The sequence below is a fragment of the Streptomyces sp. NPDC005775 genome, from assembly GCF_042871565.1.
Taxonomy (GTDB): Bacteria; Actinomycetota; Actinomycetes; order Streptomycetales; family Streptomycetaceae; genus Streptomyces.
The window spans coordinates 685,597-699,096 of sequence record NZ_JBIAIU010000001.1 but is presented as its reverse complement, the minus strand read 5'-3'; the positions used below and the strand labels follow the sequence as shown (position 1 = coordinate 699,096).

10 protein-coding genes are annotated in these 13,500 nt (G+C 72.5%); 5 read left to right on the top strand and 5 right to left on the bottom strand.

Translation table 11 applies throughout. The features are described from left to right. Positions 1-12: 12 nt before the first annotated feature. On the bottom strand, positions 13-1,056 hold the full coding sequence (locus ACFYPA_RS03100) for a LacI family DNA-binding transcriptional regulator (RefSeq protein WP_359311498.1): 1,044 nt from the start codon (positions 1,054-1,056) through the stop codon (positions 13-15). Positions 1,057-1,243: 187 nt separating this feature from the next. Between ACFYPA_RS03100 and ACFYPA_RS03095 the strand changes: the two genes are divergently transcribed. Both ACFYPA_RS03095 and ACFYPA_RS03090 read left to right on the top strand, forming a co-directional pair. Next, entirely contained in the window at positions 1,244-2,599 is a 1,356-nt protein-coding gene (locus ACFYPA_RS03095) for a M14 family metallocarboxypeptidase (protein WP_389129077.1), read from the top strand. 74 nt (positions 2,600-2,673) lie between these two features. Then, the gene (locus tag ACFYPA_RS03090; protein WP_359082163.1) at positions 2,674-4,419 is read left to right on the top strand and encodes a BCCT family transporter; all 1,746 of its coding nucleotides are present in this window, start codon (positions 2,674-2,676) and stop codon (positions 4,417-4,419) included. Positions 4,420-4,445: 26 nt separating this feature from the next. On the opposite strand, the gene ACFYPA_RS03085 is transcribed toward ACFYPA_RS03090, so the two are convergent. Then, positions 4,446-5,408 carry an FAD-dependent oxidoreductase gene (locus tag ACFYPA_RS03085; protein WP_389129074.1) on the bottom strand — a complete coding sequence of 321 codons (963 nt, stop codon included), beginning with the start codon at positions 5,406-5,408 and terminating at the stop codon, positions 4,446-4,448. 168 nt (positions 5,409-5,576) lie between these two features. On the opposite strand from ACFYPA_RS03085, the gene ACFYPA_RS03080 reads away from it, so the two are divergent. Continuing rightward, complete coding sequence (locus tag ACFYPA_RS03080; RefSeq protein ID WP_359082161.1) at positions 5,577-7,214, top strand: ABC-F family ATP-binding cassette domain-containing protein; 1,638 nt, start codon at positions 5,577-5,579, stop codon at positions 7,212-7,214. 152 nt (positions 7,215-7,366) lie between these two features. Here ACFYPA_RS03080 and ACFYPA_RS03075 read toward each other — a convergent pair whose 3' ends face one another. After that, positions 7,367-9,823 carry a Tex family protein gene (locus ACFYPA_RS03075; RefSeq protein WP_359311507.1) on the bottom strand — a complete coding sequence of 819 codons (2,457 nt, stop codon included), beginning with the start codon at positions 9,821-9,823 and terminating at the stop codon, positions 7,367-7,369. Between the two features lie 155 nt (positions 9,824-9,978). Then, positions 9,979-10,836 (bottom strand): hypothetical protein, encoded by an 858-nt coding sequence (locus ACFYPA_RS03070; RefSeq protein ID WP_359311509.1) that lies wholly within the window; start codon positions 10,834-10,836, stop codon positions 9,979-9,981. Positions 10,837-10,971: 135 nt separating this feature from the next. On the opposite strand from ACFYPA_RS03070, the gene ACFYPA_RS03065 reads away from it, so the two are divergent. Beyond that, positions 10,972-11,928 (top strand): GlxA family transcriptional regulator, encoded by a 957-nt coding sequence (locus ACFYPA_RS03065; protein ID WP_389129069.1) that lies wholly within the window; start codon positions 10,972-10,974, stop codon positions 11,926-11,928. Positions 11,929-11,961: 33 nt separating this feature from the next. Further along, on the top strand, positions 11,962-12,597 hold the full coding sequence (locus tag ACFYPA_RS03060; protein WP_359311514.1) for a DJ-1/PfpI family protein: 636 nt from the start codon (positions 11,962-11,964) through the stop codon (positions 12,595-12,597). A gap of 7 nt (positions 12,598-12,604) precedes the next feature. On the opposite strand, the gene ACFYPA_RS03055 is transcribed toward ACFYPA_RS03060, so the two are convergent. Beyond that, the gene (locus tag ACFYPA_RS03055) at positions 12,605-13,363 is read right to left on the bottom strand and encodes an enoyl-CoA hydratase/isomerase family protein (protein WP_389129066.1); all 759 of its coding nucleotides are present in this window, start codon (positions 13,361-13,363) and stop codon (positions 12,605-12,607) included. Between the last annotated feature and the right edge of the window lie 137 nt (positions 13,364-13,500).

Genomic DNA, 13,500 nt, shown 5'->3' with positions numbered 1-13,500 from the left:
CGTGCGGCGGGGTCATGCCGAAGCGCGGCGGATCAGTTCGGTCGGGGTGATCACCGAATCGGTGCCGGTGACCCCGTCGTTGAGGCGCTCCATGAGGAGTCGGACCATCAGTCTCCCCATTCCCTCGACGTCCTGACGGACCGTCGTCAGTGGGGGATCGGTGGCCTCGGCCACCGAATCCATGTCGTCGAATCCGACCAGCGCCACGTCCTGCGGCACCCTGCGGCCGTGTGCGTGCAGCACCCTCAGAGCGCCGGAGGCCATCAGGTCGTTGGCGGCGAAGACGCCGTCCAGGTCGGGCCGCCGCTCCAGCAGCCGGGCCATGGCCCGGGCGCCCCCCTCGGTGGTGAAGTCACCGTCCGCGACGAGGGCGGGGTCGCCGCCGGGCAGTACGTCGGCGTAGCCGTCGATCCGGTCGAGCGCCGACGTCTGGTCGCGCGGGCCCGCGATGTGCGCGATGTTCCGGCGGCCGAGCGAAACCAGGTGACGCACGGCCTCGCGGGCGCCACCGCGGTTGTCGCAGTCCACATAGGGGACCGCGAGCGCGGAGGCGGCGCCCGGCCGTCCCGGGCGGCCGCCGTAGACGGTCGGCACCCGGAACCGGCGGATGACGGAGGGAAGTTCGTCGTCGGTGTGCAGCGAGAACGCGAGCACCCCGTCGACGTGCCCACCGGCCAGATAGCGGGTGACCCGGTCGAAGTCGCCCCTGCCCTCCACCAGGAGGAGGACCAGTTGCGCGTCGTACACACCGAGTTCACGGCTGATGCCCCGGATGTGCTGGGAGAAGAAGGGGTCGGAGAAGATCCGGACCTCGGGTTCGTCGATGATCACGGCGACCGCCCCGTTGCGCCGGGTCACCAGGGTCCGGGCCGCGTGGTTCGGAATGTAGCCGAGTTCCTCGACCGCCTTGCGGACCTGGTCCACGAGCGGCTGACGCACCCCCGCGCCCCCGTTCACCACTCGGGAGGCGGTCGCCCGGGAGACTCCGGCGCGGGCCGCCACTGCCTCGAGCGTGGGACGCGCTTCATGAGGGGCATCGGGGGGCGGACCGGGCAAGAGACGCTCCAGGGAGACGCGGAGTGGGACACGAACCGGCCGGGCCCGGCCGGTCGGCGCGAACCACCTCACCCTAGTACGGCCGTCGAACCGGCACGATGCCGGTTCGACCGGCCCCGCCCCGCCTCCCGCCGGTGACGGACCCGCAGGTCTGTCCTGCGGGCGCCGGGCGGGATACCTTCCCGCCATGCCGATACGTGTGCGGGGCCCCCGCCCGGCGAAGAGCCCCCGCGCACGAGCCGGCCGCGGCGCCCCCTCCGGCCGCCTCCGCATCCGTAACCTCACCCTGACAGCCGTTGCCACCGCACTCGCCGTCCTCGTGGTCACCGTCCCCTCCGAGGCGACGCACACCCCGCCCCGTACGGGATTCGAGTCCGCCGCCGGGGCGCGGTGGACCGGCGCCGACGAGGAGCGGTCGCTGCTCGCCGCCGTCGACCGGTACAGCGACCGGGTGACCGTGGACCGGATCGGAACGACGCGGCAGGGGCGCCCCCTGCGTCTCGTCCGGATCGGCGGCGGCCGGCCGGAGGCGCTCACGGTGCTGCTGGTGTGCAGCCAGCACGGCGACGAGCCCGCCGGCCGCGAGGTGTGCCTGGAGACGATCCGCGACCTCGGCTACGCCACGGACCCGGCGACCCGCGGCCTTCTCTCCCGTATCGAGATCCTGGTCCTGCCCACCGCCAACCCCGACGGTCTGGCCGCCGGAACGCGCGGCAACGCCGACGGCCTGGACATCAACCGCGACCACCTCGCCCTGCGTACCGCCGAGGCACGCGCTCTGGCCGCGGTCATCCGGGACCGCGCCCCCGACGTCATCGAGGACCTCCACGAGTACGGCGCGACCCCGCCCTTCTACGACAAGGACCTCTACGCCCTCTGGCCCCGCAGCCTCAACGCCGACGACCGGGTGCACGACGCCTCGGAGCGCCTGGTGGAACGCTACGTGCGCCCGGCCGCGCGGGACGCCGGATTCAGCAGCGGCCGTTACGGAGTCTGGACCGACCCGGTGACCGGCGGCCCGCTCAAGCAGACCGGGGGCGACGGCCAGGAACGCATCCTGCGCAACACCGCAGCCCTCAAGCACGCGATCGGGCTGCTCGTCGAAGACCGTGCGGACGCGCTCCCCGAGGCCGAACAGACCGATCCCGCACAGGGGCAGCGCCGACGCGTGCGGTCCCAACGCGTCGCGCTCGAAGCCCTTTTCGCGTACGCGGACGAGGAACGCGACCGTATCCGCGCCGCCACCGCCCGGTCGCGGGCGGCCGGGTCCGCCGACCGGGGGCCGGTGTACCTCGGGGGAGCGGACAACGAGGCGCCGGAGCCCGGTGAGGTCCTCGCGGACCCGCCCTGCGGCTACCGGCTCTCGGCGGACCGGTACGCCGATGTGCGGGACGAACTGGCCCTGCACGGTGTCAGGTCCCGGCCCGACGGTGACGGTGTGTACGTGCCCCTGGGGCAGCCCGCCCGGAAACTGATTCCGCTCCTCCTGGACCGGAGGGCGACATATCACCTCACAAACGGTCAACCCGATACCGCTTGTTGATCCCGGGAGATGCACACCACGTGTGGTACTGCCTACGGAGAGCGAATTTTCAGCTTCCGCGAAAGGTGCCATTCGTGTCGCAGGACGATCAGAGAACGGGCGGCAGGGGGGATCTGTCGGTGACGGCGGATCTGCCCGACGATCCGACCCAGGGCCGGCGCCCCACGACCGACCGGGTGGTGTTCGGCGTAGCCGCGGTCCTGACCCTGGCCTTCGTGGTCTGGGGAGCCACCGCCACCGACTCCCTGGAGGACGTGTCCGACACGTTGCTCAACGGCCTCCTCCACAACGGTGGTTGGGCCTTCATGCTGGCTGCCTCCGGGTTCGTGGTCTTCGCCCTCTGGCTGGCCATCAGCCGGTACGGAAAGATCACCCTGGGGCAGGAGGGTGAGGAGCCGGAATTCAGGACCGTGTCCTGGGTCGCGATGATGTTCAGCGCCGGCATGGGCATCGGCCTGATGTTCTACGGGGTCAGCGAGCCCCTCGCGCACTTCACCGACCCGCCGCCCGGCACCCACCCCGCCGACGCGGCCGAGGCGCTGCAGACGGCCATGGCCACCACCCTCTTCCACTGGACGCTGCACCCCTGGGCGATCTACGCCGTGGTCGGGCTGGCCATCGCGTACAGCACCTTCCGGCGCCGCAGGCGGCAGACGATCAGCGCGGTCTTCGAACCGCTCATCGGTGCCCGCCACGCCCACGGCGGCTTCGGCCGCCTGATCGACATCCTCGCCATCTTCGCCACGCTCTTCGGATCGGCCGCCTCGCTGGGCCTGGGCGCCCTCCAGATCGGCAGCGGCTTCCAGGAGCTGAACTGGCAGGAGAAGACGAGCACCGGGCTGCTCGTCCTGATCATCGCCGTGCTGACCGTCGCCTTCGTCGCCTCGGCGATCTCCGGCGTCGAGAAGGGCATCCAATGGCTGTCCAACATCAACATGGTGCTCGCCCTCATCCTCGCCGTCTTCGTGTTCATCGCGGGCCCCACGATCATCGTGCTGGACCTGCTGCCCACGTCGCTCGGTGCCTACCTCGGTGATCTGCCCCAGCTCATCGGACGCACCGAGGCGACCGGCGAGGGCAAGGTGGCCACCTGGCTGGGCAGCTGGACCGTCTTCTACTGGGCCTGGTGGATCTCCTGGACGCCCTTCGTCGGCATGTTCATCGCCCGGATCAGCCGGGGCCGGACCATCCGCCAGTTCATCGGAGGCGTCATCCTGGTGCCCAGCACCGTGAGCCTGATCTGGTTCGCCATCTTCGGCGGCACCGCGATCAAGCTCCAGGAGGCCGGCAAGCTGAGCGGGGCCGACACCCCGGAGGCCCAGCTCTTCGGCGTACTGGCCCAGTTCCCGATCGCCACCGTGATGAGTGTGCTGGTGATGGTCCTGGTCGGCATCTTCTTCGTCTCGGGCGCGGACGCCGCCTCCATCGTGATGGGCACCCTCTCCCAGAAGGGCATCCTCGAACCGGCCAAGTGGGTCGTCATCTTCTGGGGCGTCGTCACCGGCGCCGTGGCGGCGATCATGCTGCTCATCGGGAACGGCAAGGGCAATGCGCTGGAGGGCCTGCAGAACCTGACCATCCTAGTGGCCGCGCCCTTCACCCTCGTGATGATCGGCATGTGCGTGTCCCTGATGCGGGACCTGCGCGAGGACCCGCTCATCGTGCGCCGCGAGTTCGGCGTGGAAGCCGTCGAGTCCGCGGTCATCGAGGGGCACGCCAAGTACGACGGCGACTTCGAGATCCGGATCGGCCCCGGCGGCAGCCAGATCACCACCGAGCACCACGACAAGCCCGGCGGTTCGACGCCCGCGGGCGACTGATCCGCGTCATCCGGGCACGCGGCGGCTCAGCCCACCAGCCGGGCCGCCGCCTGGGCGCATCCGACGGCCACCGTCACGCCCGCGCCCCCGTGCCCGTAGTTGTGCACCAGGCGCCCGCCGCCGGGCAGCGCCTCGGCCTCGATCCGCACCCCCGCGTCCCGGGCCGGCCGCAGGCCCACCCGGTGTCCGATGACCCGCGCCCCGGCGATCTCCGGACGGACCCGGGCACACCGGGCCACGATCTCCTGTGCCGTCCGGGGATCGGGCACCGTGCCCCAGTCGTCGGCCCCGGCCGTGCCACCGAGCACCAGCCGGCCCGGCTGCGGGAAGAAGTACGTCGTCTCGCTCGACGCCGGGTCCGCCTCGGTGTACCACTCCTCGATCCCGGGGTTCTCCACCAGCACCAACTGGCCGCGCACCGGCCGCACCCCGGAGTCCGGAACCAGCTCACGGGCGCCCAGCCCCGTGCAGTTGACCACCGTCGCGGCCTCCGCGGCCGCCTCGTCGAACGAGACGACGGTCCGCCGCTCCACCGCGCCCCCGGCCGCCTCGACCCGGCCCTCCAGCCACTCCAGGTGGACGGGCATGTCGAGCAGCGGCAGCCGGCACCGCAGCCCCTCGGCCGTCTCCACCGCACCGTTCAGCTGCCCCGCCCAGGGCCCGAGGGAGGCGAGCCGCTCGCCCCGGTGCAGCCCGTCCACCAAGCGCACCCCGGTCTCCTGCGGGCGGGCGGCCAGCTCCTCGTACCACCGGAGTGACGTCAGCGACCAGTCACCCACCGAGTCCTGCGGTTCGATCCGGTACGGCCACCACAGGGCGCCCGCGACCGCCGACGTCGTGGCCGCCGCCGGCGCCGCGGACCAGACCCGCACCCGGTGTCCGCGCCGCGCGAGCACCATCGCCGTGGTGAGACCGATGACCCCACCGCCCACAACGATCACATCCGACACTGCCGCCCCGGCGCTCGTGCCCGTCACGTCTTCACTCATGGGCGGACGCTAACGGAAATCCACGATGCCGTGCTCACCACGGGTCCTGGAGGGGGCTCGGGTCATATCAGCCGTGCACGGCTGAAGAGACCGCCGGCCGCCCCGACGGGCCACCGGCGGACCTGACCGCCCGGGACGGTCCGGCGGCCGATTAGGATCGGCACCCTGATGACTGCCACTCTCGTCGCCAAGGACCTCGCCGCCGGACACGGCGACCGCACTCTCTTCGCCGAACTCGACCTCGTGGTCGCGCCCGGTGACGTGATCGGTCTCGTCGGAGTCAACGGCGCCGGAAAATCGTCGCTGCTCCGGCTGCTCGCCGGGCTCGACCAGCCGGAGGAGGGCGAGCTGAGGCTCTCCCCGCCCACCGCCACGGTCGGTCACCTGCCGCAGGAACCGGAGCGCCGCGCCGACGAGACCGTGCGCGCGTTCCTGGCCCGCCGCACGGGCGTCGCCGACGCCCAGGCCACGATGGACACGGCCACCCAGGCCCTCGTGGACGGGGCGCCCGGCGCCGACGACGCGTACTCCGAGTCGCTGGAGCGCTGGCTCGCACTCGGTGGCGCGGACCTGGACGAGCGGGCCGAGGAGATCGCGGCCGACCTCGGCCTCACCGTCGGACTCGACCTGCCGATGACCGCGCTCTCCGGTGGCCAGGCCGCCCGCGCCGGACTCGCCTCGCTGCTGCTGTCGCGCTACGACGTCTTCCTGCTCGACGAGCCCACCAACGACCTCGACCTGGACGGTCTGGAACGGCTGGAGCGGTACGTCTCCGGCCTGCGCGCCGGCACGGTCGTCATCAGCCACGACCGCGAGTTCCTGATGCGCACGGTCACCAAGGTCCTCGAACTCGACCTCGCCCAGCAGCAGATCAACCTGTACGGCGGTGGCTACGCGGCCTACCTGGAGGAGCGCGACCGGGCCCGCAGGCACGCCCGTGAGGAGTTCGAGGAGTACGCGGACAAGCGCTCGGCCCTCGAAGGCCGGGCCCTGATGCAGCGTTCCTGGATGGACAAGGGCGTCAGGAACGCCCGCCGCAAGGCCTCGGACTCGGACAAGATGGCCCGCAAGTTCCGCAGCGAGTCGAGTGAGAAGCAGGCCGCGAAGGCACGCCAGACCCAGCGCATGATCGAACGCCTCGATGTCGTGGACGAGCCGCGCAAGGAGTGGGAGCTGCGGATGGAGATCGCCTCCGCGCCCCGTTCCGGCTCGGTCGTGGCCACCCTGCGCGAGGCCCGGGCCGTCCGCGGCGACTTCGCTTTCGGGCCGGCCTCGCTCCAGATCGACTGGGCGGACCGGGTCGCCATCACCGGCGCCAACGGGGCCGGCAAGTCGACGCTGCTCGCGGCCCTGCTCGGCCGCCTCCCGCTGGACTCGGGGCACGCGAGCCTGGGCTCGGGTGTGGTGGTCGGCGAGGTCGACCAGGCACGGAAGCTGTTCCACGGCTCGGAGTCGCTGCTGGAGGCGTTCTGCGCGGCCGTCCCGGAGACGGAGCCCGCGGAGGTCCGTACGCTGCTCGCCAAGTTCGGCCTGCGCGCCGACCATGTGATGCGGCCGGCGACCACGCTCTCCCCGGGCGAACGGACCCGGGCGGCGCTCGCGCTCCTTCAGGGCCGGGGCGTCAACCTCCTGGTGCTGGACGAGCCCACGAACCACCTGGACCTGCCCGCGATCGAACAGCTGGAGTCGGCGCTCGACTCCTACACGGGCACGCTGCTCCTGGTCACGCACGACCGCCGCATGCTGGAGGCGGTCCGCACGACACGCCGCGTCGAGGTGGCGGCGGGCCGCCTGACGGAAATCTGACCCCATTCAGCCCGTCCGGCCCGGCCCTCCAGCCCCTCCGGCGTTTGAGGAGCGGGGTCCGGGGCGGAGCCCCGGTTACGGGAAGGGGCGGGTAGGGGAACAGGCCCGCCGCAGGCGCCCCACCCCCACTCGCCCCACCCCGCCCCGCCGGGTTACCGCTTCTTGCCGCCCTGTTTCGGCTCCAGCAGCCCCGCCCGCCGCAACGCGTCAGCCATCGCCCCGCTCGCCGGAGCAGCGGCCGGCGCCTGACGAGCGCCCCCGCCGTTGCCGCCCCCGCCACCGCGCCGCTCACGCCCCTGGCCGCCCTGGCCGCCGGCCTGACCGCCCCGCGCACCCGATCCGCCCTGCTGCCCCTGCCGCTGTCGCGGCGGACGCCCGCCACGCTCACCGGCGGAGGCACCGGAACCCGCACCGGAACCCGCACCGGAGCCCGCCCCCGCCTCGTCGTCCAGCCGCAGCGTCAACGAGATCCGCTTCCGGGGGATGTCGACCTCCATGACCTTGACCCTGACGATGTCACCCGGCTTCACGACATCCCGGGGGTCCTTCACGAAGGTCCTCGACATTGCCGACACGTGCACCAGACCGTCCTGGTGCACCCCGACGTCCACGAACGCGCCGAAAGCCGCGACGTTCGTCACGACACCCTCCAGCACCATCCCGGAGGCCAGGTCGCCGATCTTCTCGACGCCTTCCTTGAAGGTGGCGGTCTTGAAGGCCGGACGCGGGTCGCGCCCCGGCTTCTCCAGCTCCTTGAGGATGTCGGTGACGGTCGGCAGCCCGAACTTCTCGTCCACGAAGTCGTCCGCACGCAGCGTCCGCAGCACGCCCGAGTTGCCGATCAGCGACGCGACGTCGCCGCCCGTCCGCTTCACCATCGCGCGGACCACCGGGTACGCCTCCGGGTGCACGCTGGACGCGTCCAGCGGGTCGTCGCCCCGGATGCGCAGGAAGCCGGCGCACTGCTCGTACGCCTTCGGGCCCAGCCGGGCCACGTCCTTGAGGCCCTTGCGGGAGTGGAACGGCCCGTTGGCGTCGCGGTGCGCCACGATGTTCTCCGCGAGCCCCGACCCGATGCCGGAGACCCGCGAGAGCAGCGGCGCCGACGCGGTGTTGACGTCGACCCCGACCCCGTTCACACAGTCCTCGACGACCGCGTCCAGCGAGCGTGAGAGCTTCACCTCGGACAGGTCGTGCTGGTACTGCCCGACTCCGATGGACTTCGGGTCGATCTTCACCAGCTCGGCGAGGGGGTCCTGGAGGCGGCGCGCGATCGAGACCGCGCCGCGCAACGACACGTCCATGTCGGGGAGTTCCTGCGAGGCGAAGGCCGAGGCCGAGTACACGGAGGCGCCCGCCTCCGACACCATCACCTTGGTGAGCTTCAGCTCCGGGTGCTTGTCGCACAGCTCACCGGCGAGCTTGTCCGTCTCGCGCGAAGCGGTGCCGTTGCCGATCGCGATCAGGTCGACGTCGTGCGCCTTCGCCAGCTGCTCCAGCTTGGCGAGCGACTGGTCCCACTTGTTCGCCGGTACGTGCGGGTAGATGACGTCGGTCGCGACGACCTTGCCGGTCGCGTCGACGACGGCGACCTTCACCCCGGTACGGAAGCCGGGGTCGAGCCCCAGCGTGGCCCGCGTGCCGGCCGGCGCGGCGAGCAGGAGGTCGCGCAGGTTGGACGCGAAGACGCGTACCGCCTCGTCCTCCGCCGCCGTACGCAGGCGCAGCCGCAGGTCGATCCCGAGGTGGACGAGGATGCGGGTCCGCCAGGCCCAGCGCACCGTGTCGCCCAGCCACTTGTCACCGGGGCGCCCGCGGTCGTTGACCCCGAAGCGGCGGGCCACCATGTTCTCGTACGACGAGGGGCCGGGCGTCTCGGACGGCTCCTCCGGCTCCAGGACCAGGTCGAGGACGTCCTCCTTCTCGCCCCGGAGCATCGCCAGCACCCGGTGCGAGGGCAGCGCGGTGAACGGCTCCGCGAAGTCGAAGTAGTCCGCGAACTTGGCGCCCGCCTCCTCCTTGCCGTCCCGCACCTTGGCCATCAGCCGTCCGCGCGACCACATGCGCTCCCGCAGGTCGCCGATCAGGTCGGCGTCCTCCGAGAAGCGTTCGGCGAGGATGGCGCGGGCCCCCTCCAGGGCCGCCGCGGCGTCCGCGACCCCCTTGTCCGCGTCGACGAAGGCCGCGGCCGCCGCGAGCGGGTCCGTCGACGGGTCGTCGAGCAGCCCGGAGGCGAGCGGTTCGAGACCGGCCTCACGGGCGATCTGCGCCTTGGTCCGCCGCTTCGGCTTGAACGGCAGGTAGATGTCCTCCAGGCGCGCCTTCGTGTCGGCGGCCCGGATCTGCGCCTCCAGCGCCTCGTCGAGCTTGCCCTGCTCCCGTACGGATTCGAGGATCGCCGCCCGGCGGTCCTCCAGCTCCCGCAGATACCGCAACCGCTCCTCGAGCGTGCGCAGCTGCGCGTCGTCGAGCATCTCGGTCGCTTCCTTGCGGTAGCGCGCGATGAACGGCACGGTCGATCCGCCGTCGAGCAGCTCGACGGCCGCCTTCACCTGTCGCTCGCGTACGCCGAGCTCCTCGGCGATCCTGCCTTCGATGGACGTCGTCACGGTTCTACCGACTCGCCTTCTCCTGCTGGCTGTGCTGGTCGGGCCCGGGGCCGGCCGTTCGGACCGGCGGCGGAGCCACTCGCCTGCATTGTGCCGGGTGGCCGGGCGCCGTGTCGCCCGACCACCCCAGTTACCGGCCGTCGGTTTCCGGCAGGTCAGCCGGTCGCTTCCGCGGGGAACGCGCCGGCCGCCATCGCGATGCCGAGGAATCCGCGCCCCAGCTCCGTGAGCCGGGCCACGCCCGCGCCGCCGAGGTGTTCGTACGGGGCGAGGTCCATCCGGTCCGTCGTCTCCTCCAGGCCGGCCCGCAGCGCGGTGCCCTCGTCCGTCAACTCACCCTCGCCGGTGAGCAGTCCACGCTCGCGCAGCCGTGCGGACGCGTCCTCCCAGTCGGTGCGCCGCCAGCCGCGGCTGGCCAGGATCCAGCGCGGCGCCATGCCCTTGCCGGTGGCGGTGTGGCTGACCAGGGCCTCCATCGGGTCGAGCGAGGCCGCGAGGAGAGCGGCGAGATGGGCGTCGCCGCGGTGCTCACGCAGCAGCGTCGCGGCGTGCCAGTACGCCAGGTGCGGCTGCTGCGGCACCGGGAGATCGGCGTGCGCCGCGTAGAGCGGCCGGGCGTGTCGCGTACAGCCCTCGGCGGCGCGCAGAGCCAGCTGTGCGGCCTCGGCCATCTCGGGGGAGGCGATGACCTCCTCGCCCAGCAGCCGGCGCAGCGTCGAGTCGGCGGCACGCAGCCGCGCCGCCAGAACCGCCTCCGGCGAGGCGATGTCCCAGACGGCGGGGACGTGCCTGGCCACGAGGTCGTGGTTGAAGTTGTAGAAGGTGGCGGTGACCGTGCCGGGCCCGACCGCACCCAGGGCGGCGGCGCGCGCGGCGAAGTAGGCCGCGGAGGGATCGCCGATCCCGATCGCGCCGAGTTCCTTGCCGAGGTCGGGGGAGAAGTAGAGCGCGGAGTGAAGCGGGTTGAGGGCGTTGTGGCAGCGGCGTCCGGCACGGGGCGGGAGAGTACTCATGCCTGCACGTTACCGACTGGTCGGTACGTGCCGGAACCCCGGGACCCGCGTGAGTTGCGCCGCAGCCCGGCATGGCAGTAAAGGTGGGTATCTCGTCATTGCGGCCATGTGCCCCGGCCGCCCAGGATGGCGGACATGAAGCAGCGATCCGTGCTCGTCGTCCTCTTCGACGGCATCCAGAGCCTCGACGTGACCGGGCCCATGGAGGTCTTCGCCGGCGCCTCCCGGTTCCCGGAGGTCTCCTACGAGCTGCGCACCGCCTCGCTGGACGGCGCGCCTGTGCGATCGTCCTGCGGCCTCACCGTGGTCCCCGACGGCAGCCTCGTCGACGCCGCGACACCCCACACCCTTCTCGTCCCGGGCGGCGGGGGCACCAGGGACCCCGCCCCCGCCCTCGTCGACTGGCTGCGCCGGCACGGCCCGCGCCCCGAACGGCTCGTCTCCGTCTGCAGCGGCGCCCTGCTCCTGGCTGCGGCCGGACAGCTGGACGGGCACCGGGTGACCACCCACTGGAACGTCTGCGAGCACCTCGCCCGCACGTACCCCGCCGTCGAGGTGGACCCCGAGCCGATCTTCGTGCGCGACGGCAGGCTCGCCACCTCCGCCGGGGTCACCGCGGGCATCGACCTCGCGCTCGCACTCGTCGAGGAGGACCACGGCCGGGAGGTCGCGCTCGCGGTCGCCCGGCATCTGGTGGTGTTCCTGCGCAGGCCCGGCAACCAGTCCCAGTTCAGTGCCCAGCTCACCGCCCAGACGGCCCGCCGCGAACCGCTGCGCGAGGTCCAGCACTGGATCACCGAACACCCCGCCGCGGACCTTTCCGTCGAGTCCCTCGCCGCCCGCGCCCGGCTCTCCCCGCGCCACTTCGCCCGCGCCTTCCAGGCGGAGACCGGCGTGACACCCGGCCGTTACGTCGACCGCGTCCGCCTCGAACAGGCCCGCCGGCTCCTGGAGGACACCACCGACGGCGTCACCGGGATCGCGAGGGCCTGCGGCTACGGGACCCCGGAGGCGATGCGCCGGGCGTTCCTCAAGGCGGTCGGAACGGCACCCGCCGAATACCGCCGGCGGTTCAGCCCCCACCCGAAGTAGCTCACTCACCGACCGAAAGGCAGGCACTCAGCCATGCGGATCGCCATCCTCCTCTTCGACCGCTTCACGGCGCTGGACGCCGTCGGACCGTACGAGATCCTGTGCCGCGCGCCCGGCGCCGAGACCGTCTTCGTCGCCGAGTCGGCCGGTGCGGTGCGCAACGACAGCGGCAGCCTCGCGCTGGTCGCCGACCGCGCACTGGACGACGCCCCGGCCCCCGATCTGCTGATCGTCCCCGGTGGCCCCGGGCAGAGCGCGCAGATGGGCAATGAGGCCCTCCTCGGCTGGCTGCGCCGGGCCGACGCCACCAGCACCTGGACGACCTCCGTCTGTACCGGATCGCTGCTGCTCGCGGCCGCCGGGCTCCTGGAGGGGCGGCGCGCCACCTCGCACTGGCTCGCGCTGGAGACGCTGAAGGAGTACGGCGCCGAGCCGACCGGCGAACGCGTGGTCACCGACGGCAAGTACGTCACTGCCGCAGGCGTCTCGGCGGGCATCGACATGGGCCTCACCCTGCTCGGCCGGATCGCCGGCGACGAGCACGCCCAGGCCGTGCAACTGTTCACGGAGTACGACCCCCAGCCGCCGTACGACGCGGGATCGCCCGCGAAGGCCCCGGCCGCGCTCGTCGAGGAGGGGCGTGCCAGGAGCCGCTTCGTCCTGCGGTAGGGGCGCCCTACGCTCCGGCCGGCCAGGTGAAGCGCGGGGCCCGGCGCTCAAGGAAGGCGGCGACACCCTCCGCGGTGTCGCCGCCGCGGCGCGCCTGCGCGGCCCAGTGGGCGTCCCGGTCCTCGCGCCCGTCGGCGAACTCCTTCGCCGCCGCCTGGGTCAGCCGCGAACGCGACACCAGCGTCCGTACGTACGCCTCGACCCGCTCGTCCAGTTCGCCGACGGGCAGCACCTCGTCCACCAGACCGGTCCGCAGGGCCCGGTCCGTCCCGATCAGCTCACCGGAGAACAGCAGGTGCTTGGCGGTCGCCGGCCCGGTGAGCGCGACCAGCCGCCGGGTCGACGACGCGGGGTACACGATGCCCAGCTTCGCCGGGGTGACGCCGAACGACGCACCCTCCTGCGCGAACCGCAGGTCGCAGGCTGCCGCCAACTGGCTGCCGCCGCCCACGCAGTAGCCGCGCACCGCGGCGAGCGTCGGCCGGGGGAAGGCGGCCAGTGCCTCCTCCGCCGCCACGGCGAGACCTTGTGGGGCCCCCGAGGGGTCGCGCAGCGAGGAGATATCCGCCCCCGCGCAGAAGGTGTCACCGGCGCCGGTCAGCACCAGGGCGCGGACCGACGGGTCCGCGGCCAGCTCTTCGAGCAGCACGGGCAGCGACTGCCACATGGCGGTCGTCATCGCGTTGCGCTTGGCGGGGTTGTCGATGACGACGGTGGCGACGCCGTCCGCGACGGTGTGGTGCAGTCGGGGTTCCGTACGGTCCATACGCCGGATGCTATCCATGCCGTTCGAACCTGTGATCAAGAAGGGGGGCGCGAAGCGGTCACGCGGGCCTGGGGCGCCCGGCGCACGCGCGGACAGCTCTGCTGCGGAGGATCAGAATCGGTCCGAAAGTTGACGCA

Excerpts from the sequence above, each read along its gene's own strand:
- ACFYPA_RS03095 (WP_389129077.1), top strand. The coding sequence starts at position 1,244 with ATGCCGATACGTGTGCGGGGCCCCCGCCCGGCGAAGAGCCCCCGCGCA.
- ACFYPA_RS03085 (WP_389129074.1), bottom strand. The coding sequence starts at position 5,408 with ATGAGTGAAGACGTGACGGGCACGAGCGCCGGGGCGGCAGTGTCGGAT.
- ACFYPA_RS03080 (WP_359082161.1), top strand. The coding sequence starts at position 5,577 with ATGACTGCCACTCTCGTCGCCAAGGACCTCGCCGCCGGACACGGCGAC.
- ACFYPA_RS03070 (WP_359311509.1), bottom strand. The coding sequence starts at position 10,836 with ATGAGTACTCTCCCGCCCCGTGCCGGACGCCGCTGCCACAACGCCCTC.
- ACFYPA_RS03065 (WP_389129069.1), top strand. The coding sequence starts at position 10,972 with ATGAAGCAGCGATCCGTGCTCGTCGTCCTCTTCGACGGCATCCAGAGC.
- ACFYPA_RS03060 (WP_359311514.1), top strand. The coding sequence starts at position 11,962 with ATGCGGATCGCCATCCTCCTCTTCGACCGCTTCACGGCGCTGGACGCC.
- ACFYPA_RS03055 (WP_389129066.1), bottom strand. The coding sequence starts at position 13,363 with ATGGACCGTACGGAACCCCGACTGCACCACACCGTCGCGGACGGCGTC.